Origin of the sequence: Rufibacter aurantiacus (assembly GCF_017916345.1) — a bacterium.
In the GTDB taxonomy this organism is placed as follows: Bacteria; Bacteroidota; Bacteroidia; order Cytophagales; family Hymenobacteraceae; genus Nibribacter; species Nibribacter roseolus.
Genome location: NZ_JAFMSV010000003.1, coordinates 930343 through 955222 on the forward strand (window position 1 = coordinate 930343; position 24880 = coordinate 955222).

The window sequence follows — 24880 nt, forward strand, 5'->3', positions numbered from 1 at the left end:
TAAGCCTTCTTTTGAAAAATCAGCTGAAAAACACTTCGCTTCCCTTTACTTCTTTTTGCTTTAATTGAAGGGCTATATCTAATTTTCTGGTTCTGGCGAGTAGGCTGATCCAATAACCGGCTAAAAACGGAGCCAGCAGAAAACAGGGATACAGATACCTCACGTGCTGGGCCGGAATGGTGAGGAACACGCCAAAAGCCAGGCTCAGGATGGGCAAGGCCAATAATAACACCTCTTTCCACCGGAGATACCTGCTGATCAAAAGTAGCAACAGGATGTTGAGGTACAGGTACGTGGCAGGCCTAAGCAGCAGGGTTCTATAATAATAGTTTCTATTGGCGTCATGGATTTTACGAGTGAGGAAACTTTGCAAACCCGGCAAAACGGGCTGCAACTGCAAACCCAACTCATTGGTGTCAATCACCGGGTGAACGGCGTAATTATAGCTTCCAGGCTGTAGGCCGATATTCCAGACCAGATCGGTTACCTGCGCCTGGTGCCGCAGCAAAGCCGGAACATTCCTTCTGATGATCCCAAACCAGACCGCCCTGTACTCCCTCCTAGCCCATTCCTGCATCAGGAAAGGATAGTTGAAATGCCCGTTGAACACTAGGCTGTCCACCTCAAATGGATTGTAGTGCTGCTGCCATGTAGATTGCGGTAAAACGGTATGGAGGAATCGCTGTTCATCCTGGGTGAGGGCTGCCCCAGCATTGATGGCAGCAGCAATCTGGTGCGTCATCAACATCTCCACCCCAAAAAAACGGCCTTGTACCTGTATGGCTTTGTACAGGGGTCCCTTTACCAGAAACACCGTGCCAACCGCTAAGACAATGAGTAACGCTGTTCTTCTTTTCAAAGCCCAATAGCCCGCTAACAGAGTACCAGCAATGGTTACCACGGTCATGATGCCGTTGTGCCTGATCACACAGATAAACCCAAGCGTGAGGGCGAAAGCCAGGATATTCCTATTGTAGTTAAGCCAAAGGCCTTTTGACTCCACAATTTGCAGCAAATAAATAAAGGCCAGCAGAAAAGCGATACTGAAAGGCACATCCTTGAACAAGGTATTGACATAGAAACCGTTCAACGGAAACAGGGAGAAAAAAATAGTCAGCAGCCCCAACCCCCACCACGGCAACCCGAATTTTTCCAATTGCACCATTCCGTAAGCAAAAACCCACGCCATCGCCAATATCTGCCCAACACACACCACTCCCGGCGAAAGCCAGAGGCGCGATAAAAGCCAATAGAGATAGGATAGAAAGGCTGGGTGCCAGTCATCGAAGTCAAACGTGGAGACTTGCCGCCATTGATCCAGCGAGTCCTGTGACATCATGCCCGGGTGATAGGCCAGAAAGTAAACGCTCCAGCACAGCAAACACGGCAGTGCGTACACCACAAAATGACGGAGAAGCGTACTTGATGCTAAAAAACTTCTAAGCGGTCTGTCCATCATCTCCCAGAGATAGAGGTGTCCTAATTAAAAGTAATTGGCATGTAAGGGAGGTTACTTCTATTAAGTGAAGGGGGAGTAACCACGAACGGAGAGCCCGGAATATGAAAAGGCCTTAACCAGTCTATCAAGCAGGAAAAGTTTTTGTTATTAGCTTGGGATGATGTGAAGGTACTATCTACCTGTTTTGTATTATCTGGTTAGTTTTACCAAAACTAGCCAGAAACCGGCAGGTACTTAGAAACAATTCAGGAGAAGATCACCTACCGCAGCAGCTTCTCTTCTTTGAGCCAGTCAAAGATAATCTGGTCTACCGGCGATACCTTTTCCCTATCGGCGTAGCCTAGCCAGACTACTTCCTCTATTTCGGCGGCGGGTTGGATAGTGCCCGTGTAGGAACCAGTGTAGCAGGTCATTTTCACCTGCACGCCCTCGGGGTGGTGATCGGCCTGGGCCTGGAACGTCCCGAAGTAGTTGACCGTTTTCTCAATCAAATCCACGGTGAGTTCTTCCTTTATTTCCCGGGCCAGGGCGGTGAAGTCGTTTTCATCGGCCTCCCGCTTGCCGCCCGGAAAATAGAATTTGGTTCGACCTTTGGTTCTAGTACTCAGGATGAGGCCATCCTTGATTTCAATCCAGGCCAGTTTATCTATTGTTTCCATTTCTATCCGGTTGCGTGAAGCGTAGGTTGAATATACTCAAACATATTCTTCCTGCTTCTCTCCGGCAGTAATTTTTGCTTGAAAATTCGGCTCGTAAAGGAAGCGTTTCCTGGAGTAGGTTTCCGGCCTGTTTTTACAAAAGCTTGCTCAAAACATGGGCTGGTTTCTCCCGGTTTTACCTGAGGTCAGGCAAAAGGAAGTGATTCCTGATTCTATGCTTTTGTGCCAGCGATTGGATCAACTAACCTTTTGGCAAATGAGCATAAAAAGAGAATGGGTGTCTGGAAATTTTTGCCCTCGTCTGGGAAACGAGGGTTTGAAAGTGGAACCTTATGTAAGCAGAAGATAAGGCTATTCTTTCTTCTTTTCAGGAGGCGTGGAGGAGAAGTTTCCGTGCTCGTCTACGTACATGATCATGTCCTCTAACTTGCCGCCCACGGAGTTCTCATGGCGTTCCTGCTTGCGTTCCTCTTTGTCTTTTTTCTTTTTCAGTTTTTTCTGCTCTAATTGTTTCTTCATGAAACTGTTCTGTGATCTTGCCATAGTCAACTTTTAAATAAAACATAATACCCTGTGCGCCTTGCTCTGCTCCTCTTGCAAAGTTCAAGGCACCTTTAGTATTTATACTCTTTATAGAAAGCCCAGTTGCCTAGCCAGCCTAAAGCCGGCGTATATTTCACCTGTCTCCAGAGAGTACCTGAAAGCAGACCGCCTGGCAGAAACCAGAAACAAGTAAACCTTCACACGTGGTAAAGGAACAAATGAAGCTAAGGGTTGGGAAAACCTGATGGGCAGGCTTCAAGGATTATCAGAGAAACTTAGAGCCAGCCTGAGAAGCGGCGGCGTAAGAGAGGAGATAATGATTGCTTTCCTGGTGTAAAGGTACGAAAACAGCCGGTAAGAACCTATGCCTCCAAGAAACAGAATTGAACCTAATTAAAATAAAATTTACCTTTTTCTAGGAACCCTTGAACTATTGTCTACCTTTGAGAGTAGTAGATGTATAATTAAACATTATTATGAATCAAGGAACAGTAAAATTCTTCAACGACTCTAAAGGGTTCGGTTTTATCAAAGACAACAATTCAAATCAGGAGTACTTCGTACACGTTTCTGGCTTGGTAGATGAAATCAGAGAAAACGACGAGGTAGTCTATGATCTTCAGGAAGGAAGAAAAGGACTAAACGCCATCAACGTTAAACGCGCTTAGTCTTTAGTTATAAAGATATAATACAGAAAAGCCTCTCCGTTTGGGAGAGGCTTTTTTTATGCTGGGACTTTTCGTTTTAAGGCCGATTTTAAAAAAAGGTGCCGCTAAACGGCGCTTCCGATAAAACCTTAGGAGGCAGGGTATATGTACTTCTGCAGGAACTCGTTCCTGAATTTTCCCTCAGGATCATGCTGGTGCAGCAGTTGCCTGAAATCCTCCAACCGCTCATACCTTGCCTGCACCACCTCCGGCGCCATGGTGAACAACTTGCCCCAATGCGGTATGGGGTTGAAAGGTGCCAACTGGGCTTCCATTAAATGCAGCAATTCCATCACCACTTTAATGTCCTGTTTCCAGGTGGTATGAAAGGCCACGGTAGTTTTCTTGTACTGCGGGCTCATCCAGAGGTCATCTGCCTTGATGGTCCTGATCTCAGAGATAAAGACGTGCGGCGAGATCTTGTCCTTTATCTGTACCAACGCCATCATGGCCTCATAAGCGTGTTCCACCGGCACGAAGTACTCGCTCTGCAATTCTTTCCCGGCACTTGGCTTAAATCCCATTTTGAAGTGCGGCAAGCGGTCATACCACGGTCCGGGCACTCCCAACTGCTCCGTGGTATTCACCGCCGATTCACTTTCAATGGGGTGCATGTTCTCCGTGGCCAGTGTTGCCCCGAAGAGTTCCGGTTCAATATTGGAAACACCATCTTCTACCCTGCTCTTGATCCAGACCTCGTTGATGTTTTGGTTTCGCCAATCGGTGAACAGACTCACGCTGTAGCCTTTTGCCTGTATTTCCAAAAAACGGTCTTTCAACACCTGAATGGACAGGTTGCGGTACACCACCTGCTGCATGGTAAAGGCCGGCTGCAAGTCCAGCGTAATCTTGGTGACCACACCCAGGCCACCCAAACCTACTACTGCGCCGTTGAAAACCTCGCCATCCTTTTCCCTGGAAAGCGTGACCACCTCGCCTTCGGCATTCACGAATTCAATTGCAGATACCGCCGTGGATAGGTTGCCATTCTGGATGCCTGACCCATGCGTAGCAGTAGCACATGCACCCACCACGGTTATGTGCGGCAAGGAAGCCAAGTTAGGCAAAGCATAGCCGTTCTCCTGTAGGAAGGGAGCCAATTCCCCATAGCGCATGCCACCTTCTACTGTAACGGTATGGGCAGCTTTGTCAAGGAAAACTATCGAGGCCATCAATTGAAGTGAAATCAGGTTCCCTCCGCTATCCGCGATCTGGTTGAATGAGTGACGCGATCCCAAGGCCCTTACCTTTTGGCCACTTCTTACAATGGCCTGCACTTCTTCCACGGAGGCTGGGTAATGAACTTGGCTAGTGCTGTATGTTAAATTTCCGGCCCAGTTTGTTTCTTTCATTCAAGGAAAATTCTTATATTGATGTAATATCTAATTAACGATATTATTACAAAAAAACCAAATCATTGTTACGCGAATCTTATTTAAAAAAAATTTAAAATATAATAAATGGAAAATTAATCTTTTTATATAAATATAAAAAAATAAAACTCTTAAGAACTAACGTTACAACCTTATAACTACAAGTTTCTTGTCATTCTAACTTTTATTTAATGCTATAAAAATATGGACAATTACCTTTTTCTTGACCTTGATTATACCTTTGATTCAAATTTATCAATATCTAATTATCAAATAAAATATACGTTATAATACCTTAACAATAGATATCAATAAAAAGCAATATTAAATATTGTTTTTTTATTGATATCTATTAACAATTAAAATTCTTAATCACAATCTATTACTAAACATATGGAGATGGAACAAATAGAACTTAGAAATTCTAAAATTGACGGGGTTTGTTTCGTAGTTATGGGATTCGGTAAAAAGACCGACTTTGAAACAGGTAGAGTTCTAGATCTTGATAAGTCTTACCGCAACATGATAAAGCCAGCAGTAGAAGCGGCAGGCCTTAAGTGCATTAGGGCTGACGAGATAGTGCATTCAGGTATCATAGATGTTCCTATGTATGAGCAATTATTAAAAGCTGATGTAGTAGTAGCGGACTTATCTACCTCAAATAAGAATGCATTATATGAATTAGGAATAAGACATGCCTTACGCCCGTATGCAACTGTGGTTATAGCCGAAGATGGTATTAAGGCGTTCCCTTTTGACATAAACCATGTACTTATCCGTCAATACCATCATTTAGGAGAAGATATAGGTTTTGAAGAAGTAATGCGGTTTAGGGAACAATTAACCTCAGCTATTAAACAAATTATAGAGAAAAATCCGCGCGACAAAGACAGCCCGGTATATACTTTTTTAAGTGGCCTTACACCTCCAGCACTAGCCGCAGCTGTTCAAGCAAAAGTTCAGGAAGCAATCGACAGCAACATTCAAAAGAGCTCCAAATCATTTATAAATGAAGTAGGAACAAAGAATAATGCAGAGAGTTCCTGTCCATTAACTAACAGCACACATAGCATGATAATGGAACAGGTGGATGATGCTCAGAAAAAAGGAGATTGGGTAACTGCAAAATCCTTACTTTCTTTGGTAAGACAAATGAAGAATGGGATAATAAAAGATAACCATGGACACCAAGGAAAAGAAAGTGTAAAACTAACAGAGGATTGTTACATACTTCAACGCTTGGCCCTTACAACTTATAAAAGTAAAATACCAACTGAAAAGGACGCATTGTTAGAAGCCCAACAACTCTTAACTCAATTAAATCCTGGTACTTCCAATGACACAGAGACACTTGGGTTGTGGGGTGCTGTACATAAACGGTTATGGGAAACTGAAAAGAATTCCTCCTACCTGGATGAAGCAATACGGGCTTATGAAAGAGGGTTTTATATCAGAAATGATTATTATAACGGAATTAATTTTGCTTTTTTGCTAAATTTAAGGGCTGCTTATACAACTGAACTACAAGAGGCCATTGCAGACTTTGTACAAGCACAGCGGGTTCGTAAAGAAGTAATAACTATTTGCGACCAATGGCTGAAAGACAATCCTAAACCCTATAAAGCAAAAGTGCCTGAAGACGCTATAACTGAATACTCAAAAAACTGTTACTGGGTAAAAGCAACTATGGGAGAAGCTTTTATAGGCTTAGGTGCTGAAATAAATGGGAAACAAGCATTAGATGAAGCATATGCTTTGGCACCAGAAGCATGGATGAAACAATCAACAGAAGAACAAATGACTAAATTAAGGTTATTGCTTGAATTCTCTCCACTTAGATACCTCAAATAAAAAGATTGAATAGCTTTCCCTGCGTACAAACAATATAATAATAGTAAACGCTTTAGAAAGCAAGGTTACTTATAAGTAAAGTTTAGATTTGATACCCAGTTACAAATCAAGCAAAATAGCTAAGTTTAATAAACCAAACACTATGAATGGCAGGAAAACAGTATTCGTTTGCTTCGAAGGAAGGGACAAGATCTTTTTTGATTTTCTCAGACATACTCTTAGAAAGTACGGTATCACTGCATTCGAAAGAAACCTATACAATCATCTATCAGGACAAGCATCTCTATTATTTAACCCTAAAGTACTTGACCGAGAGTTAAGCCAACCAAGTCTAGCTATTGTAGTGCTTTCACCAAACTTTATCAAAACAAACAATGAATGGTTTTTAAATGAGTTACACGCTTTATACACACTTGAACAGTTTCGAAAAACTAAATTTATAATCCCCATACTTTTAGGTAACATACAAAAAACAGAAATTCCCATTTATTTACAAGAAGATGAAAAAAGAATCATAGATTTTACTAATAAAAGTCAGGAAGATGCAATACATGAATTAATAACTTATATAAATAAAATAGTAAAGGGCAAAATATTTATTGGGCATGGCCAATCCCGAGACTGGAAAGATCTAAGAGATTACCTCCAAAATGAGCTTGAATTAGAATGGGACGAATTTGAAGCTGAATCTATAGCTGGACTAGCCGTAAAAGAAAGATTAGAACATATGCTTAAGAACGTACGCTTTGCCTTTCTTGTGATGACCGCTGAGGATGAGCATAAGAATAACACCAGACATGCCAGAGAAAACGTAATTCACGAGATAGGTTTATTCCAAGGAAGGCTAGGTTTTGATCGAGCGATAATACTTATGGAAGAGAGTTGCACAAAGTTTAGCAACATATCAGGAGTCGTTCATTTTACTTTTCGTACCGGCAAAATATCCGATTGCTTCTTAGATATAACAAAGCTCCTTCATGAAGCTGGGATACTGATCTAAAATACTTTATTTATATAGATAGTACCTTTAAATATTGCATTACAAACTATAAAAATGTGATTCTAAGAAATTAAGAATTTGTCATTTCACTCGCTTAGCTATCCAATTAGTGTGTTCTCGGGAAATAGCATTTTCAGCATTTATTATATAATCAGATAGTTGTTTATCATTTTTAACATCTTTGGCCAACTCTGCAATAATCAATAGCTCATTGGCGGTTGAAGAGTATGCCTGACCAAGAGATTTAAACTGTTTTAATTGCAACCAACCGTAAGCAGAAGCCGCACTCGTACCTAAGACACTAATTATGCTAGTTGGCAATTCAGGATTAAGAAGAAGAGCGATAGAATTTATAAGCGCTAAGACTTGCAAAGTTATAACAATCCAATACCAATACTCCCCTTTGTTATTATTCCATACTGCTTTCTTAGTATACCATTGTTGCTGTTCTAATAACCGACTTTGCAAGTAGATATTCAAACGCTGGAAGTAATCCAAAGATCTCACTAATCGCATATTATCTGTAATAGGTCGTTGAGCTGTACTAGCATCAGGTACGATATTAACGCCTGCTTCGCTCATTAACTGATGCAAATCTTTCAAATACTTGCGCTCTCCATCTATGCTCATATATGGATCAGCATGGGTCATGAACTTCCACGCAATAGTTTTGGCAGACTCAGCTGCTGATCGGGCTTTATACCATTCCTGCTCCAGTTTACTGTGACGCAGAATAAAAGTAAAAAATGTACTAATAGCCAAAACAAAGACTAAAACTAACCTTAAACTCATTTTAACATCATAGGAACATAGCAGAGTGCTCAATAAACTTAGTATACTAGATAAAATAGCGAAAAGTAAAATAAACCGACTTAAATTAACATACCTCTTTTGAGCTTTTAATGAGAAGGCATCACTCTGTTGATAAAGGCCAGGCAAATCTTTGTTGGTGATAACTAAAGTCATAAAAGGACATTTATACTAAACATATTTAATTAAAAGTTTAAATCAATATAAATCAAAGCTTTACTAAGTAGTACTATAAATAAAACAACCTTTAAAGAAACACAAGCAAGTTATTGAGGAGGCATAATAATGGTATCTTCTTCTTCAACATTATCAGAATCAATTTTATAACCAGATAAGTCATGACAAAATTTCTTTAGTATAGCCCGTATCCATATTCCCTCATTTGCCTCATAAAACCCTGATTTATTATTAAGACGCTCCATTCGTTCATTCGAGCCATGGTGCAATCCGATCAGCTCCCACTGATCATTGAAAACAGGACTCCCTGAACTACCATATTCTGTTGGGGTTCTATAATGCAGTTTAGGATTTTCATGATCCAGAAGAATATTGTCTTGCAATGAAAGCTGAAGCGTACCTCCATTTGGGTGACCTATTATGTACACTCTTTCAGAAGGAGGTTCTTGGATTTGCGGCAAACTAATTGATAAGGGATATGCATTTATATCCTTAGTCAGTGCTTTTAACCGGCTTTCATCTTCTTTCTTAAACCGTACTATAGTTGCATCTAACTCCTCTGGAGGTGAAGACCAGATAATTTCTTGAATTTTAAATTCTTCATCTCGGTTTAGAGCTTCAAAAATGATAACAGCTTTATCAGGTGTTAAAAAACTATGAGCAGGGTTATTACTTAATACATGCGCATTAGTTAAGACTAATAATTCTTCGCCAAAAGATTCATTGCAATTACTGCCATTAAGAAGGAATCCTGTTCCGAAACCAAAAGAAGAATCTCTACCAATTCGGACAACACCCTTACACCTAGCAGCGCCTGTCATATACCATTTATACGTTTTAAAGGAGTCAAACCCAAAAACACTTTCCAGTTTAATACCAGATTGTGTATTATTCTCTTTAACTAATGTGGAATACCTTTGGGTTATATCAACCTCTGCAGCAATCATCTTTTTCAGCTCCCCAGCATCAAGGGTAACATTTCCCCCTTCTCTTTTAAGCAACTCTGCCCGAAGCAAGGGTAGTAACAATCTCCCTGATTCAGTATCTAAATTCAAGCACCATACCTCCTCTAATTGCCTTAAGGTACTGGCTAATTCAAAAGCATCACAATAAGGCATTCTGGCATAACCACTCATCCACTCCAATGCTTCTTCTGGTTTATCTAAGGCTATGCATGCTTCTGCTGCTGTAGCAAAATCCCAAGCATCTGCTTTTTGGTTATCATACCTGTTTTGTAAAGTTAGCAAAACAGATTGGGCTATTTCATCCGCAGCAGGGAAGCCAATAAGTTGTAGGTTATCGGCATGGGCTCTTTTGAGCAAAGCCACTACATTTATGCCATGCCAAGTACGTACGTGGGGCTCACTTACATAAACATCCAGATAATACTTTATGGATTCTTTCAAGTAATTAGCGCTGTGAATAGAAAAAGGGCTTTTGGCATTTACATAAAGCTGCTTATACACCCGCCCAATCAATCCTCTTGCCTCTGCGTTTTCGTTTCTGACATCCCTATCACACCCTGAGTCATATTCAGTTTCAGCAACCAAATCTTTTAAAATAGACAAAGCTGCTGTAAAATTATTCTGGTCAATTAGTGCTTGTGCATATTGACGTTTGATCTTATAAGTATGTTGGCCTGTTTGTATTATTGCATCGCCTACCTGCTGCATAAGATGAAATAATCTTTTACTTCGCAGTAGCTTGATTATTTGTTCGGCATTCTTTGTATCAAAATGATCTTCAGAAGAATATAGAGTTTGGATTAGATTGTAACAAAAGTATTCAACAGCTTCCCAGTTGAATACTTTTAGTTCAGCTGTAATTCCCTCAACATAATATTGCAATGTTTCCATACTCTTAGGGGATGTTAAATATGAAAATTATAATTAAAAAAATATAATTAACTTTTAAAACTGCCTTCCAATGTTATCAAGCAAAAAACAAAGAAGCATAATATTATTATAAACTTACGCAACAGCCAAGGACAGGATTCTTCTGTTTTATGTTAGTAGTATACCAAAATTAATAAGTTAAAATATTCATTTATTTAAGCTTGTATTTATACCAGAATCCCAACTATATAAAAATATATTATCCTATATGTATGCAAAATAATTAAAATTAGTTTTTTTAGCAAGTTTACTTTATTAAACTATTTTCAGTTCGGCTAATACTAAAATATTTCCCTATATACCCAATAACTACTTAATGTTTTTGATAATTATTACACAAATTATTCATTACATAAACGGGATTACACTTCTAAATTTATTGAATTTTTATATCATACCTTGAGTTAATTTTTAATATCTACATAATATACAAACTTCATTAATACTTAACTTATTTCATCATAATGACTGACATTAAATTAAACATTATATACTACTTGATTATTGTAACATTTGAACATCATGCATCAGTAATTTATTATAATGAATAAAACATGTTCTAATTATTATTGTTTACTACTTTTTTAAATTCTGGATGAGATCGTATTCTTTGAATTAACTCCTCAGCATTATGTGTTTGCATGTTTAAACGGTATGTAACCATCTCCATTAGAAGGAGAATTAGTTCGATTCTTGGCTTATGGTTTCTTCTAAATTGCTCCCTTTGCAATATCCACCATTCAATTGCTTCATCATATTTCCCACTTTTCAAAAACTTAAGACCAATATTTAGAAAATTCTTGATATTTTTATCTTTATTAATAAGGTCCTGAAGTTGCAAAGCCTCAAAATTCAACTTCTCTATATTACCCTCCATCAAAGTTTTCAGGCTTGTTTCCCAATCTTTTTCTATCCCAGTTTGAGAATTATAAATGATTCCGTCTATCTCTTCTGGCTTTATATAAGAAATTTGTTTTAAAAATGCTTGCGAGAGCAAAAAATCGGATTCTTCCATTTTCTTAAGTAGAGAATTAGATTTCTCCTCTAATATTTTACGCGTAATTGCTGTTTCAACAAACTGGCTTCCTGTGGTACTAACTAAACCACTTATTTGGACTTTAGTTTCACAAACAGGGCATTTGGTAAATGCCTCCGGAACTAGGTTGAAACATTTAGGACATAACATATGCTAATAGTTTTATCTATTTTTATGTATTAACTTTTCTATTAACTCTACGAATCGATCCACTTTTTGCGATAGAATGGGATGAAGAAAAGATGAGGAGGAAAGGTCCTTATTCTTAAAACTACTAGAATAAGCGATGGGAACTATTTTATTTAAAAGTGCTTTTCTCAACTTGCTACCCCGCCGAAACATTTTGGCTGCATCATCTACCCCTAAAGGTTTATTGTTATCAGATAATGATGATTTTAACTCCTCAGTATTATCAACAGTTAAAATCTTTTCTTCTGGTGGTGATTTTAAATTATCAACTTTATCTTCATTGTCTTCTTCCATTTTTCCGTTTATTTTTCTTTGTTATTTCCCAAGTTATTCTTAAAGAATCAATATCAACGTAAAACCTGTTTGCCAATTTCTTGTAAAATCAATTTTTCTATTTCAGTTAACTCTAGCATTTGGCGCTGAAAGGAATTGGTTAACCGTTCGTATCTATCTTTCGCCTGATTTAATTGTGAAGAAGAATCACCAATATCACTATTACTAATCTCTGTAGCAAATTCTTGAATATACTTAGCCCGGTTTAGTACAGCTTGGAAGGTAATAGGTGCAAAATTCATTTTTGTATTTTCTTTTATCTCTTGCAGTACAGGATGGAAATCTTTAAACTGTCCCCATTCATCCAAAAGAGCTTTCCGCATATTCTCAGCTATGTCGCGTGAAGAAAGCCGTTCTAAAGATAAAGAAAGGAATTTGTCTAATAATTTGGAACGTTTATCTTCTTTACCCTTTTCCTTTTCTACTAATTGCCCTACAAATGGATGGAAAACGCCCATTGAAATTGCGGCTTCCAACCATTCTAAGGCCTTATTCTTTTTATCAGTTTTCCCATAAAAATAAAATATACCGAGAGCCGCCAAAACTTCCCGGTGGCGGGGTGAAAATTGTAGGGCACGCAGAAGAGATTGGGAAACACTCATTATTTGTTCCTGATTTGGTGGCCATACCTGTAGCAATTGTACTTTTAATATTGCTTCAAAAAAGTAGAGTCCTCGAAAGATTTCCGCTTCAAATGGAAGTTCCTCATTATTAACAATAGGAAACAGTAGCTCGTCGGCGGCATAATCATCTGGTTCGGGTAAATTTTTGGGGGTATACTTCGTTAGAAAAGAACTTATTGCAGCAAGTGCATTAGCATGTTTGTTTTCAGCATTAAGTATTAACGCATTAAACGTACTGGTGAGCAGATTTACAGACTGCTGTTGTTCCTTAGTAAGTTCTGTTACTTGATCTATTGCCTCAAGGGCTTGATGAGCGGCTGCATATTCGCCGCTTTTGTAATATTGGCTTACTTGCAGTAAACGATTTTCTAAAAGAATAGCTGGCACTCTGTCGGCAGCAACACCCATTGATATAACTCTTTTAAATAAATGGTCTGCGGACTCACTTTGGCCTTCTGCAAGCAATTGAGCTGCTAAATACAAACAACAAGTACTTATAAAGTTATCAAAATCTGCATCTTTATTGCTAATGGTTTTATGAGCATTATCAAACTTTAGTATTGCTTCTTTATAATTTTCCTGAAGCATTTCTAATAGCGCTGATAAATATTCAGCTTCACTTAACCGAGGTGCTAAACTTAGAAGAGTGTTTAAACTTTTCTCAGATTCAGCCATTAATTTTTTATCATTCAATGTGGGAAAACCACTCCCTTCGGTAGTACATCTGTTTAGCAATATTTGTATAATACAAAACGATTTAAGGTAGTATAAATCTACTTGCTCCAACGTACTCAATAAATAAGGTCCAATATCTTCAGCAAGTGCCAATCCTACCTCGTACCTTTCCATTTGCACCTCTTCAGCTAACTGGTTAAGTTTTTTTAATGAATCCTCATATTGAATTCCTTGTTGACTATTTTTATTTCGCGACCACTGCCAAACAGATAGTAAGGTTCGGGGATCATCCGCAAAGATTATAAACACCAATTGAGAAATAAGTAACCCAATACAAATTAAAGTAGGCCAAGAAGTTGTTGTAGGTACTTTCGCAGGTATTTTTGAAGAAGTATTTTCACCAGACCTAATGTTTTGGATTTTGCTTATATCGTTTTGAATATTAGTAATTTTATCTTCAATATTTGATTTTTGCCTTAATAAGTTTCTTATCTCCAGTTTTAAGTTACTAATGCTTTGTTGCTCTTTTAAAGAGAGACGTTTTAGTTGGGGTGTTTGCTTAGGTTGAGACAACACTGCAGGCAGCGGTTTTATAATATTTTTTGATTCACCTCTTAAACTAAAAACAGCAACTGCTCCCAAAAGTACGCTACAAATAAGAGTTGCGTAAAGACGATTTATGGAGATCCTCAACCCTTCTTTTCTTTCCACCAAAAAGGTATATAAAACCAAACCGGTAATTAGCAGGCTAAAAGCAAGTAGTAAAAATAAAACCGGGTTTTGAAAAGTAGCTGGGCTCATGTTACATTAATTAGCTTTATTGTTTTCTACGAAGTTGTAAATAGTAAATCTTCTGAATACCAGGGAACTGTTGGCGTTCCTGAAATCTCCGATAAATTTATACCCCGATTTTTTTGCACCTCAAAAAATGCCTCAATTCCTAATTGAACAATTATTTTAAGATCATCAGGAAAGTATATAACATAGTTCTTAATCCAGTTCAACCAGCAACCGGCACAAAGAACCATTTCTTGATCGTCGTTCTTTATAGCTGTTTCCATTGATTTTACAAAAAGCCGGAAGGAATCTTTGATGTAAGAAACCTCATTTAACTTGGCAATGGCATAAAAATTAGCAATGGCGTCCATTAAATAAAAATAGGTTAATGCTGATAAGTTTTGTTCGGATGACATTGGCTCTTGTTCTAATAACTTTATACTTTCACGACACACTTTGCTTACTTTGCGCAAATCCTTAACCTGCAATGCAATTTTTGTATTCAATAAATTACACTGAACTATTAACCAATTGTCACTTAATACTATCGAAAGTCGCTGGGTAGCTTCTTGGATATTATTGTTGTATTTTAAAAACAGATGGGCAGTTTGCAATTTGTAAACTTCACCAAAAGCATCTTTAGCTATGGTGTCACCTTGGTGAATCAAAGGAACCAGTTCTTCAAAAGCTATCTTTGGCATCCCACGTGCTTTAAGTAGTAAGTACTTAGTAAATTCCCGAAATGAGTCATCCTGTCTTAATTTTAAACTTTTCAGCAGAGCCTGTTCGGCGTTCTTAAATTGTTTAAGTTTTTCGTATAAATCAGCAACCTTGTTCCACGGCACTTCCGTCTCTCCATGCCATTTTCCATAAAGCAACCACATTTGAATTGCCAATTCATAATTACCTTCATATTCCCACCGAGTAGCAATGCGTCGGGTATTTAAGTTGTTGCTGATGTAGGAAACTATATCTGGCAGATTTATAGTCTTGTTACTTCGCTGATTAAGGAAAAACCCCAATTGCTCACTTAGAAATGCTCCTTCCTCTCTCATGGAATTTGGTAAAGACTCCTGCAGGTGATTTTGAAAAGCAGAAACATTGCCTGTTCTTCCTGCCAGAAACCTAAAAAACTGCTCTTGTTTTGGCAAACTCTCAGGTACCAGACAGCCAGCTACACAAAAATACAAAGCTGCTACAGTAGCATAAGAAATGGTAAAGTCTTTACTTGAAAAAAAAGCTGCTTTGTTTATCCATTGCCAACTTAGGGCGGAGGCATTTGCCCAATCTTTTAAGCCTGGCTGAAATATTGGTATCAAGGCAAACCTGAATGAGATAACATCTCCATCGTTATCACGAATTACAAATACTGTGGCAGGTGAGAGCGGCAGCACATTGGAGAATTGGTAAGAAGCTACAGCATATGCCTCCTGTAAACAATAGAGCAATTGAAACCAGCAAAGAGCATTTATTTGCGGTTCGTTTCTTAACTCAACTCCTGCTATCGTAAGCGGATAAATTTTTAAGGAATTTTCATAGAACAAATGGATTTCATTTCCGAAAACCTTTAACTTTGGAACTAACCAATAACTATCTTTCAATTGAGCAAATTCGTTTAGAATTTGCTCAATTTGAGCACGCTTTCTAAAGTCTTTAATAATTAATCTAAAAGCAGAGTCACCTTCCCAAGTTAAAACACCACTAGGAATTTGTAGGTAGTTGTCCATTCTCAATTATCGATCAGTAACATTGTTAAGTTGACCAATGCCGCCCCCATTTCCTGTGCATTTCTATTCTGACGAGCCATTTCAAGTTGGCGAATTCCAATTTCCAATTCCTTACGCCTCATTTCCGGAAGAATAGGCAAAATTTGTTTTGCTTTATTTAGTAAGGCTGTCACATTGTCTTCAGGTTGTGGTGGAGTACCCCCTACTGGATTAATGTTCCCCGAATTCACCATTTCAGCAAGTTCCTTAATTTTTTTTTCCGTTAGTGCACCTTGCCCTCTTTCTAACTGTATAGGCTTCACAACACCGGTTTGCAGGTGTTTCACATCACCAAAAAATATCCCACTAGCATCTAAAGAAAATGATATTTCAAATTCATGAAATCCTTTAGGCTCTGGTCGGATACCATCAATAATCACTTCCCCTAGTTTAAAATTTGTAGAAGCTTTCTTGTTTTCACCTTGGTAAACGGGTACGAGAATACTCGTTTGGTTATCCTTGGCCGTTGTGTACCCCCTGCGACTTACCCGGTGCGGTATAATACTATCCTTTGGAATAAGTGAATCGTAAAGATCTTCATCTAAACCAACTCCAAGGGTATGGCTTACTACATCGATTATATTGGTATTGGTTACTTCGCCCCCATTTCCAGTTAGATTATTTAAACTTTCCAAAGGTTTTATCTCCTCCTCTATAAGGACAGCAGCCTCACTCGGATCATAATTAAGTGCCATGCGGGCAGCACCCATGGCAACTATTTCATCTGGGTTAAGGTTAGATTTGACTGGTTTATTAAAACGCTTTTGTAATTGTTTGCCAACTGCGGGAATTTTACTTGATCCTCCTACCAGAATAAAAGCTTCAATGTCTTCCATAGTAACACCAAAGTTTTTAACGGCACTTTCCAGCGCGATTTGCACCTGATCAAATGTTTTTTCCAAAATAGGCTGTACCATCTGGTCAAACTCCTGTGGACTTATAGAAAAACTTACTTCCTCAACGCCATCAAATGGATTTGCTATATAAAATTCTTGGTTGGCTCCTTCATTACATAAATTAATTTTTACTTTCTCGGCCTCTAAGCGGACTTTACCCCTAAGCTTTCGGTTTTCGCTAAGATCGCGGCCAAACTGCTGCTGCATTTTATGGAAAAACCACTTAGTCAGCAATTCGTCAATATCGCCCCCACCTAAATTAGAATCTCCGCCGGTACCAACTACTTCAACCGTGTTCTCATTTTCAATTCGGACAATAGAAACATCGAAGGTACCACCTCCAAAATCATAAACTATAAAACTTTGTACTTCATTAGCATCTAACCCATAAGCAATTGCAGCTGCAGTCGGCTCATTAATAATCAAACGGGGATTCAGTTTAGCAATTTTTGCAGCTTCCCGTGTGGCATTTTTTTGGGATTCTTTAAAGTAAGCCGGAACGGTAATAACTGCATCATGCACCGGCCCCTCTATAATTCTCTCGGCACAGGCCTTCAGTTCCTTTAAAATAAAAGCAGAAATAACTTCCGGATCATATTGTTTTTGTCGAACCGTAACCATTTCTTTTGTATTCAACGTGCTTTTTTCACCCATAAGTCGCTTAACTTCAATTAGCACTCCCTCTGGGTCTTGTTGTTGCTTTTCTTTAGCCGATTTGCCAATTGATACTTCTCCTGTCTGCCTTATATATACTACTGAAGGCGTAGTGGGCTCATTTTGCCGGTTGGGGATAACCTTTACTTCTTGCCGGTCAAAATTGTAAGCTGCTACAACCGAATAAGTGGTACCGAGGTCAATACCGATAACTCTGTGGTAAGTTGCCATTATTTTAATTTTATATTTAGAGTTTAAAATTCAGGATTATTATCAAAGTAATGAGTTAAATATGTTTCTAAGTCGGAGTCGATGCCAGTTGGCATCCAAAGTGATAAGGAATCAGGATGAGGAAGCCAGCAATTATTTCCCAAAACTTCTACTAATAAAGCAGTTACTAGTTCAATCTGATTCTTTCGATCGAGCCAATTGTCATAAGGGCTAGGCTGTACCGTAAGCACTTGATTTTGCGGATTTTCATAGTCATACTTTTCCCTCTTTTTTGAAGAACCAATAGCATCTAATATTTTTTGTAGCCGGATGAAGATATCATCGGCTGAGTTTAATTTCTTATTTGTTTGCCCTCGTCTATTTTTCCTTGCTTCCATCTGCTTACTTGTTATGAAAGCCTTAATTTCATCGGTAGGCATAAGAGGAGATATGCCAAGTTGGCTATAAAAGTTATCAGGATCGTACTGTACCATACTTTTAGGTTTGGGCCTTCGCTGCTTCATTATTTTCAATTTCTTTAGACGTTTTATCATAAAGTTCAAGTAGCCGAGTATGTTTCGAAGATCTGGCAGCTTGAATGTGATCTTCTATTTCATTTTGGGATTTCTGGAATAATGCAATAGCTTCAATTCTATTGCCCATTTTTATTTTATCATAAGCCTCAAGAAAATAAGCCAGTGCTTTACAGTAAACAGTTTCTAATACATCTTCTTGGGTTTGTGGCTGAAATGTTTGTAATATTTTTAATGCCGATTGGTAATCCCCTTTTCGCAGGTATTGTTGGGTAATCTGTATCTGAATTTTAATTCTAAGTAATTCAAACCGTTCTCCAAATTGTTTAGCTGCAGGCTCATCCGAGTTAGTAATAATAGCGGCTAACTCGTCTGCTTCTTTTAAACGTTCAAGTTTTAGCAACAAAAAGGCCTTTTGCCGCAAAATGGCAAAGCCAGGGGCAGCATAAAGATCCGGCAAATCTAGGGCAGCCAATGCTTCTAAATACTTACCCTCCTTGAGCAATTTATTAGAGCTATCAAGGGCTTTCACAGTAAGTAAATTATCTTCTAATTGGTTTAGTTTCTCCAGTAATTGATTACCTTTTTTACCAAATTCCGGGGCTAATTTATTTGCTAAACCTATAAAGCCTCGTACTTGCTTTAAACCAGATGATTGATTAATTATATATTGTAATTGTTCGTTCCAATCTGCCTTAACCGAAAATGAAGGGAGTAATGGGCCAGGCAAATCTATTTGATAATTCATAATTATAACCGACACTTGAATTTCTGCTATATCTAATAAAAGCATTCTAGGATCTTGTAAATGCGGTATTACTTTTAGCAAAAAACTTACACCTTTGGTAAAATCTTGGTCGCGAACAGCCTGTTGAGCAATTTGTTGAGCTAGCTCGATTATTATTCTTTCTATATTTTGAACTAAATTTTTAAGTACTCCAAAGTGCAATTGTCTTGAACAGTTTTTAAGCGATTGCTCAAAATATTCCTTTGCCAGGTTCACCTCACCTTCGGTAAGGTATATTTTGCCTGCCAGATACAACAGTTCATAGGGTATTTCTGCCTGAGGCTGTTGCATAATATACTGTTGTAACTTGGCCGGTACTCCTTTTGTATATAGATGTATTTCCTCCTGAACATTTCCTGATAGAAGCTGTAAAGCAAGAATTTCAATGTTTAACATTCGTGCTTTTAACTGACTTACCCGAGTAAGACATCGGGTTACTGCCTGCTCCGAAACTAAAATTGCCTCTGCCCAGCGGGCAGAAGATGATAACAGTAATGCTAATTTTTCATAAGCATCAAAGCTTGCAGGCATTTGTTCAATGGCTTCCCTCAACACTTGTTCCGTATGCATGTCAGTTGTTAAGAAGGGGACATCGTTTACATTATCTGGTTTAAAAAATTGTTTACTCTGACCCGGTTCCGCCTTGTTAATAAGTTGTTGTATTTCCTCTATTCGCTTGATCCAGGATGAATCTTTGTCTTTCAAAACTTTGTAAAACCGCTGTATAGCCTCCTTTGCCTCCTGAAGAAAGCTGCCTTGATAATAAAAAAAAGCTGAGAAATATTCAGTTTGCAATAGAGAAGGGTCAAGTTTCCGCGCTTTATCTAACAATTTAATTGCTCTTACAATCCCTCCTGGTGAACTATCAACTCTGAACTTTTCCCATGAAAGGTTTACTAGCAATGATGCGGCTAGATGATCAGCCACTTTTTTCTGCTGCCATTTACCAAGCGATTGGGGAGGCTCTTGCAAATTTAGTTGTTCTAGGATGGTATGACGAAGCCAAAGCCATGGGGTAGCAGTTAGCTCCTGCGTTTTAAACAGTAGGGCTGCATTTAAGAACGGCGTAGAGGCTTCTAGAAATGCAAGTAGTTCCCAAACAATAAATTCATGTTCTGCCTTAGGTTCCCAACTTAAACATAGCATGGTTAAATCCCCTAAAGTATCCAAATGGTTTTCTTGGAGAAAAGAGATTAATTCGTCTTCTTCGTTTGGAGGGGAATAGTCGGGAGAAAACCCAGCATACTGTTTTTCCCAAAATTCCTTTATTAAATCCTGCAATTTTTCTCCCTCACCTGCTATCAACACAGGTAAAGCATCAGTCATTTTTACTAACCCTGCTAGTTTCCCGTTGGTAGAAGCTTCGTTATAAAATCCAAGTAGAAATCGCCTTGGCTGCTCACCCATGGCCAAATGAGCAAAAACCATTTCGGCCTGCCGGTGAAATATCCATTGCCGGAGTTGTTCGGGGTCATCAGTAATTAAGGTCTGATTCACACTCAGCCGCCACTCATCTTCTTTGTTTTTAATTAGGTCTTCTCTGAAAATACCCATGTGAACACCAACTGCACCCGCGCTAGGGCGAGCACTTAAACGGGCTTGTTGAGCAAACATTCGGTGGCGTCTGGCAATTGAACGCATTCTTTTTTCATCTGTGAAGCCCAATAACAGGAGCCGGTATTCAAGGCGATCTAAGTTCTCCCAAGATTGATGATACCCTTCAGATTCGCGCATCAGCGTGAACAAGGTAGCACGGTTTTGGTAATGAATTGGATCAAATGGCTCTAACCGCATACACCTCTCATTAAGAGAAAGGGCCTTCTCAAAATTGGAATTACCAGCTTCTTTAGCAAGTAACCGGGTAGTAAAAGTAACAAGTAACTTTCTGACACTGCTTCGCTCCGGCAAAGCCTTGTGCATTTGGTTTAGTTGGACAAGCAACTCATCATTACCAAGGGTACTTACCGATGCGTTATAAAAGCAAAGTAGCGCAATTTGTTCTTTTTTGCTGCCGGCAGGTATATTATGTAAATATTCAACAATATCTACTAAGGTATATTTGTGAAATTGGATTACCAAACGGACCAGTTCTATAGCTTTCTCCCCTTGCAATATTATTTTTTGCTCTTTCAAAAACTTCTCTACAAAAGGAATGCCTTCTTGTGGGTAAAGCAGTATGGTTTTAAGCAGCAAATCAGCCCAAAAGCCTTCATACTCTAAACCTTTAGGCAATTGTGTAAATGATTTTGCCACGCTTTGAAAGCGCTGACGAATAAGGGCATCAGCACCCAGAAATTTAGCAGGGATATTACCAGGGTGGGATAATAAAACTTCGTTAGCTATATTGTTAGCTCGCTTCTCAAGACCATTCTTTAAGTAGCACAAGCCGCGTAAATATTGAGGCAAAAAAATAGTTGCAGGAAGTTCCTTTATCAAACTATCCAACACCTGAAGTGCCTCTTTCCATAAGCCAAAGCGCATAAACGACAAAGCTAAACGGTAACGATGAAGAGGATTAAGTGGTTCTACTTCCATCGCTATGTTTATCCATTGTATAGCTTTTGTTAAATCGGGTATAAACAAAGGGGCTAAACTAGCAACAGAAGCCAATCGGTGCGGTATTTTAGCATCTGTTGCCTGCTGGTAACGCGCTTCGATATCAATCAAAATCGCTTCCCAATTCAGGTGAAGTAGATGAGACTGATCATTCATATGGAGGTTTATTTGGTTGGTGAACCGATGTAATATTTGTCTGCATTCTTCCACACAATAAAAGATGCTTTTCCTGGAGAAGAGAAAGCATATTGTACTTGTTGAAGATTAAATTTTTTAAATGTGCCGTTTGGCTCAATCAGGTAAAGTCGCCCATCAGTAGTCCATAACCAAAAACCACCATCCGCATGTGGGTTTATATCACTTACTTCTGTGCCAGACTCTGAAAAATCTATAAGGCGAGGATGACGTAAATTACCTGGCACTAGATAAAAGCTACCTTCATCAGTTAGAAGCCCATAATATTCTAAATTAAAAGAAGGTATTATTTTACGAAATACATCGTTTGAGTTGAGCGGCAATGGCTGAATAATTGCCGTGACCAAATTAGAGAGTACATCAAGTAATGTCAGTTGATTCGTATGCATCAGCAGAACAAAGCCTTCTTGCAAGGCAGGTGCTAGCTGCCAAGCGGGGTCATCAAGGGGTATATTACACTGTTTTAGCGATGTCGAATCCTGACTCAAGTGCCATAGTTTGCCTGAAACACCCAAAATAACGAATCCGCGATTTTGTAAGGCAAGTACCTGCAGAATTGGTTCCTTAATTGAAATAGGCAAAACTGAAAGGTTATCGTTGTTAAAGACGCTTATCATCCCGGCCGAATCAGCTGTTATTACATCATTTTCCCTTTTAGTTAAAGATAAAACAGAGCTTGGCATAGGAACAAATTCCCAATTCTCGTTCTTTGAATAGGCAAGTTTTTTATCATAAAGACCAAGAAAAATTTCTGTTGAATTATTCTGCAGACAGGAGGAATATGCCGACAAAGTGGAAAGTTTTGTACTGTTAGATTTTTGATAATCTATCCAAAACCACTCGTTATGCTCATTACCTATCACTAAATTGTCGGCAACTATAGTCCCAAACACAATTTTGCCCCTACAACCCTCAATCTCCGTTACAAAACGATGGGATTGAGCAGGTTTATTACTTACACCTTTTGATAGAGAAATAATTTCCTTCGCTAACTCAACTAATTCTTTATCGGCATCGTCTTCTGGTAAGGACGACAGAGGTCTTCCACTTCTTGGTCTGCACTGTATAGTACTTAACCAGGTAATATTTTCCCACAAGCATTGCTTTACAATAACCGGAATAATTACAACTCCTTCATTCTGTCGTCTTTTAAGCAATTTTGGTATTTCCCTCTCATTTACGAACTCAGAATTCAAGAAATCGCTAGTTACAAGCAATATGGCAACATGTGCATCATCCAAAGCATTTTGAATAACTTCAAACCAATTTTCGCCCGAACCAATCATGCTATCCGTCCAAATTGAAAAATTTCTATTGTCAATTCTTGTTAATGGCCGAAGAATATTTTCTAATCGCTCTTTCCATTCAAGGTCCTTACGGCTGTAACTGATGAAAATGCGACTCATGATTGTTGGTTTAGTAAAGCCTTAGCATCTTCTAATGCAAACTTTTTGCACCAAATAGTAGTATCATAGCCTTCTGCCTGCAATTTCATACTCTGAGGCGATGAATCAGCCTCACCATAATTCCTTTCACCATTTGGAGTTACCATTGTACCTATTATGCTCCTGGCAACTAAAAAGGGTGCACCGACAATATATCCAAATGTTGAAATAGAAATCCTCTGGAGGAAACCAATAATTAATATAACAGCCCCAAGTATAATTCCTGGAATTTCAGATTCAATTAATATTAAAATGAAATAATATATTAAAGTCAAATAAACAGGAATGCTAATGGCCAATCCCCAATTATTAATAGAGTTATGCAAATCACCACAACGATTACAGCGGGGAACATATCCAAACTTTGTAGAGTAATGGATTGCATTTTCATCCTCTCCTGTATTCTGCATACCCCTTAAAATCAATGGGCAACTACTATCACTTTCTCTTTTCTGGCAAAAATAGCAAGTGAGGTCTTTGTATAACTCCTTTAAGGTTTCACTATAATAACTAACCTTTTCTTTTACAGAAGCATTGAAAGCTAAGTCATTTGCTAATTTTAATATTTCTTCATTTTCCTGTAAGGTACCCTGTGATAACTCTAATTGGGTAAGAGCTCGGAAACCCCGTAGTACAGCTTCATCTGTTAAGTAAGCCCCCCCCATTACATCCTCAGGATCAACTTTAATCCATTGTTGCTTCCAACGGTTAATGGCTGTAAAATAATTGCGAATGTCTTTTAGGGTAGTATCCGCCTCCTCTCCTAATAATTCAGCTAGCTGATTGATCTCATTTTGCAAAAATACTTTAGTTGGTGCCAATGCTGTACGCCAGGAATTTGAGTCCATTTCTACCTGGCTGGCTATTTGTAATAACTGGCGGGTAAATTCGTATTTATTTTCCCGAATAGTTTCTTTTATCTCTTGTGCAATTAATTCAGTAAGCCGGTTTATAATAATGCGCTTTAGTAATTCCGGGGTACTATCATCCAAAAGATCGTCTTGTAAGCGTTCAATTTTTTGTCTGATATAATTTCCCCACTCCTCGTGCTGGAGAACTTTGTTCCAACCAAATAATGAAGCTTTAAGGCTGCTTGCCCAAGTACACCTTTGGGAAATAGAATCATCTGCCTTAGCAAGTACCAGGTGTGGATTCTCCACCACAGAAAGGCCATCCATTTTTTTCCAAGTAAACTCCAATGTCTGTCTAGCTGGTTTATTATCCTCAGGGCAGTCTGACTCAATTGGCTCCAAACCGAGAGGTAGGTCATTCAGTCCGGCAAAGCCAAGAAGCAGGTTCAGATTGGCTAAATTTATTTGTTCGGAAATTGAAGTGGTTAACTCACTTTCTTCTATTCTAGTAGTAGTGCTGGACCGATAAGCAATAAGCGCATTAATATCTGAAGTATTAAGGTATGTGGTTAGAGGCTTTGCATTTGGGTCATTTACCAAATCAAACCAAAACACTTCTGCTACCAAACGTTCCAGCGGCTCTTCTAACTGAGTAAAGGACTTTTTAATTTCTGCTTCTGAATACACGCCTAAGAAAGAAATAGGATTAGATCCTTCCGGCGATATTCCAACTGCCAACATGGTTGCCAAGCTTTCCGCAGCCCAGCTAGCTTCCTCAATGCTGGTTTCGATTGGAATATTTAATATTCTGAAAGGATTAAGTCTGAAATGATTAAGACTACCTTTACCAACTATGGAAGTTGTTTCTTGGTATTCCATA

At 38.6% G+C, this 24880-nt stretch carries 18 protein-coding genes; 3 read left to right on the plus strand and 15 right to left on the minus strand.

The genetic code is table 11. The features are described from left to right. Nucleotides 1-19 precede the first annotated feature (19 nt). The 3 genes from J3P34_RS14375 to J3P34_RS14385 all read right to left on the minus strand — a co-directional run bounded on the left by J3P34_RS14375 (nucleotide 20) and on the right by J3P34_RS14385 (nucleotide 2637). Nucleotides 20-1339, minus strand: a complete 1320-nt coding sequence (locus tag J3P34_RS14375; RefSeq protein ID WP_210489336.1) for a DUF6020 family protein — start codon at nucleotides 1337-1339, stop codon at nucleotides 20-22. 380 nt (nucleotides 1340-1719) lie between these two features. Next, nucleotides 1720-2118, minus strand: a complete 399-nt coding sequence (locus J3P34_RS14380) for an NUDIX hydrolase (protein WP_210465335.1) — start codon at nucleotides 2116-2118, stop codon at nucleotides 1720-1722. Between the two features lie 351 nt (nucleotides 2119-2469). Further along, entirely contained in the window at nucleotides 2470-2637 is a 168-nt protein-coding gene (locus tag J3P34_RS14385) for a cold-shock protein (RefSeq protein ID WP_246853712.1), read from the minus strand. 500 nt (nucleotides 2638-3137) lie between these two features. Between J3P34_RS14385 and J3P34_RS14390 the strand changes: the two genes are divergently transcribed. Continuing rightward, nucleotides 3138-3329 carry a cold-shock protein gene (locus J3P34_RS14390; protein ID WP_062542011.1) on the plus strand — a complete coding sequence of 64 codons (192 nt, stop codon included), beginning with the start codon at nucleotides 3138-3140 and terminating at the stop codon, nucleotides 3327-3329. Between the two features lie 128 nt (nucleotides 3330-3457). Here J3P34_RS14390 and J3P34_RS14395 read toward each other — a convergent pair whose 3' ends face one another. After that, complete coding sequence (locus J3P34_RS14395) at nucleotides 3458-4720, minus strand: FAD-binding protein (protein ID WP_210489337.1); 1263 nt, start codon at nucleotides 4718-4720, stop codon at nucleotides 3458-3460. 420 nt (nucleotides 4721-5140) lie between these two features. Between J3P34_RS14395 and J3P34_RS14400 the strand changes: the two genes are divergently transcribed. Both J3P34_RS14400 and J3P34_RS14405 read left to right on the plus strand, forming a co-directional pair. Next, the gene (locus J3P34_RS14400) at nucleotides 5141-6592 is read left to right on the plus strand and encodes a TRAFs-binding domain-containing protein (RefSeq protein ID WP_210489338.1); all 1452 of its coding nucleotides are present in this window, start codon (nucleotides 5141-5143) and stop codon (nucleotides 6590-6592) included. A 142-nt stretch (nucleotides 6593-6734) separates the two neighbouring features. After that, on the plus strand, nucleotides 6735-7592 hold the full coding sequence (locus J3P34_RS14405) for a TIR domain-containing protein (protein WP_210489340.1): 858 nt from the start codon (nucleotides 6735-6737) through the stop codon (nucleotides 7590-7592). Between the two features lie 81 nt (nucleotides 7593-7673). On the opposite strand, the gene J3P34_RS14410 is transcribed toward J3P34_RS14405, so the two are convergent. From J3P34_RS14410 to J3P34_RS14460, 11 genes are all read right to left on the minus strand, one after another. Beyond that, nucleotides 7674-8558, minus strand: a complete 885-nt coding sequence (locus J3P34_RS14410) for a DUF4231 domain-containing protein (protein WP_210489341.1) — start codon at nucleotides 8556-8558, stop codon at nucleotides 7674-7676. A gap of 110 nt (nucleotides 8559-8668) precedes the next feature. Continuing rightward, nucleotides 8669-10435: a serine protease gene (locus J3P34_RS14415; RefSeq protein ID WP_210489342.1), complete on the minus strand. Its 1767-nt coding sequence runs from the start codon at nucleotides 10433-10435 to the stop codon at nucleotides 8669-8671. 598 nt (nucleotides 10436-11033) lie between these two features. Then, nucleotides 11034-11660, minus strand: a complete 627-nt coding sequence (locus J3P34_RS14420) for a hypothetical protein (RefSeq protein ID WP_210489343.1) — start codon at nucleotides 11658-11660, stop codon at nucleotides 11034-11036. A gap of 12 nt (nucleotides 11661-11672) precedes the next feature. Then, a complete protein-coding gene (locus J3P34_RS14425) occupies nucleotides 11673-11993 on the minus strand; it encodes a hypothetical protein (protein WP_210489344.1) in 321 nt (106 codons plus the stop codon). 53 nt (nucleotides 11994-12046) lie between these two features. Beyond that, on the minus strand, nucleotides 12047-14131 hold the full coding sequence (locus J3P34_RS14430) for an SEL1-like repeat protein (protein WP_210489345.1): 2085 nt from the start codon (nucleotides 14129-14131) through the stop codon (nucleotides 12047-12049). A gap of 26 nt (nucleotides 14132-14157) precedes the next feature. Then, nucleotides 14158-15834: a hypothetical protein gene (locus J3P34_RS14435; RefSeq protein ID WP_210489346.1), complete on the minus strand. Its 1677-nt coding sequence runs from the start codon at nucleotides 15832-15834 to the stop codon at nucleotides 14158-14160. 2 nt (nucleotides 15835-15836) lie between these two features. Further along, nucleotides 15837-17654: an Hsp70 family protein gene (locus J3P34_RS14440; protein WP_210489347.1), complete on the minus strand. Its 1818-nt coding sequence runs from the start codon at nucleotides 17652-17654 to the stop codon at nucleotides 15837-15839. Between the two features lie 23 nt (nucleotides 17655-17677). Then, entirely contained in the window at nucleotides 17678-18127 is a 450-nt protein-coding gene (locus tag J3P34_RS14445) for a hypothetical protein (RefSeq protein ID WP_210489349.1), read from the minus strand. A 4-nt stretch (nucleotides 18128-18131) separates the two neighbouring features. Beyond that, nucleotides 18132-21665, minus strand: coding sequence for a tetratricopeptide repeat protein (locus J3P34_RS14450; RefSeq protein ID WP_210489350.1), 3534 nt, complete (start codon nucleotides 21663-21665; stop codon nucleotides 18132-18134). Nucleotides 21666-21673: 8 nt separating this feature from the next. Next, nucleotides 21674-23110: a toll/interleukin-1 receptor domain-containing protein gene (locus J3P34_RS14455; protein ID WP_210489351.1), complete on the minus strand. Its 1437-nt coding sequence runs from the start codon at nucleotides 23108-23110 to the stop codon at nucleotides 21674-21676. After that, a complete protein-coding gene (locus J3P34_RS14460) occupies nucleotides 23107-24879 on the minus strand; it encodes a hypothetical protein (protein WP_210489352.1) in 1773 nt (590 codons plus the stop codon). The genes J3P34_RS14455 and J3P34_RS14460 overlap by 4 nt, the downstream gene beginning before the upstream one ends. Between the last annotated feature and the right edge of the window lies 1 nt (nucleotide 24880).

Excerpts from the sequence above, each read along its gene's own strand:
- J3P34_RS14375 (WP_210489336.1), bottom strand. The coding sequence starts at position 1,339 with ATGATGTCACAGGACTCGCTGGATCAATGGCGGCAAGTCTCCACGTTT.
- J3P34_RS14380 (WP_210465335.1), bottom strand. The coding sequence starts at position 2,118 with ATGGAAACAATAGATAAACTGGCCTGGATTGAAATCAAGGATGGCCTC.
- J3P34_RS14385 (WP_246853712.1), bottom strand. The coding sequence starts at position 2,637 with ATGAAGAAACAATTAGAGCAGAAAAAACTGAAAAAGAAAAAAGACAAA.
- J3P34_RS14390 (WP_062542011.1), top strand. The coding sequence starts at position 3,138 with ATGAATCAAGGAACAGTAAAATTCTTCAACGACTCTAAAGGGTTCGGT.
- J3P34_RS14395 (WP_210489337.1), bottom strand. The coding sequence starts at position 4,720 with ATGAAAGAAACAAACTGGGCCGGAAATTTAACATACAGCACTAGCCAA.
- J3P34_RS14400 (WP_210489338.1), top strand. The coding sequence starts at position 5,141 with ATGGAACAAATAGAACTTAGAAATTCTAAAATTGACGGGGTTTGTTTC.
- J3P34_RS14405 (WP_210489340.1), top strand. The coding sequence starts at position 6,735 with ATGAATGGCAGGAAAACAGTATTCGTTTGCTTCGAAGGAAGGGACAAG.
- J3P34_RS14410 (WP_210489341.1), bottom strand. The coding sequence starts at position 8,558 with ATGACTTTAGTTATCACCAACAAAGATTTGCCTGGCCTTTATCAACAG.
- J3P34_RS14415 (WP_210489342.1), bottom strand. The coding sequence starts at position 10,435 with ATGGAAACATTGCAATATTATGTTGAGGGAATTACAGCTGAACTAAAA.
- J3P34_RS14420 (WP_210489343.1), bottom strand. The coding sequence starts at position 11,660 with ATGTTATGTCCTAAATGTTTCAACCTAGTTCCGGAGGCATTTACCAAA.
- J3P34_RS14425 (WP_210489344.1), bottom strand. The coding sequence starts at position 11,993 with ATGGAAGAAGACAATGAAGATAAAGTTGATAATTTAAAATCACCACCA.
- J3P34_RS14430 (WP_210489345.1), bottom strand. The coding sequence starts at position 14,131 with ATGAGCCCAGCTACTTTTCAAAACCCGGTTTTATTTTTACTACTTGCT.
- J3P34_RS14435 (WP_210489346.1), bottom strand. The coding sequence starts at position 15,834 with ATGGACAACTACCTACAAATTCCTAGTGGTGTTTTAACTTGGGAAGGT.
- J3P34_RS14440 (WP_210489347.1), bottom strand. The coding sequence starts at position 17,654 with ATGGCAACTTACCACAGAGTTATCGGTATTGACCTCGGTACCACTTAT.
- J3P34_RS14445 (WP_210489349.1), bottom strand. The coding sequence starts at position 18,127 with ATGGTACAGTACGATCCTGATAACTTTTATAGCCAACTTGGCATATCT.
- J3P34_RS14450 (WP_210489350.1), bottom strand. The coding sequence starts at position 21,665 with ATGAATGATCAGTCTCATCTACTTCACCTGAATTGGGAAGCGATTTTG.
- J3P34_RS14455 (WP_210489351.1), bottom strand. The coding sequence starts at position 23,110 with ATGAGTCGCATTTTCATCAGTTACAGCCGTAAGGACCTTGAATGGAAA.
- J3P34_RS14460 (WP_210489352.1), bottom strand. The coding sequence starts at position 24,879 with ATGGAATACCAAGAAACAACTTCCATAGTTGGTAAAGGTAGTCTTAAT.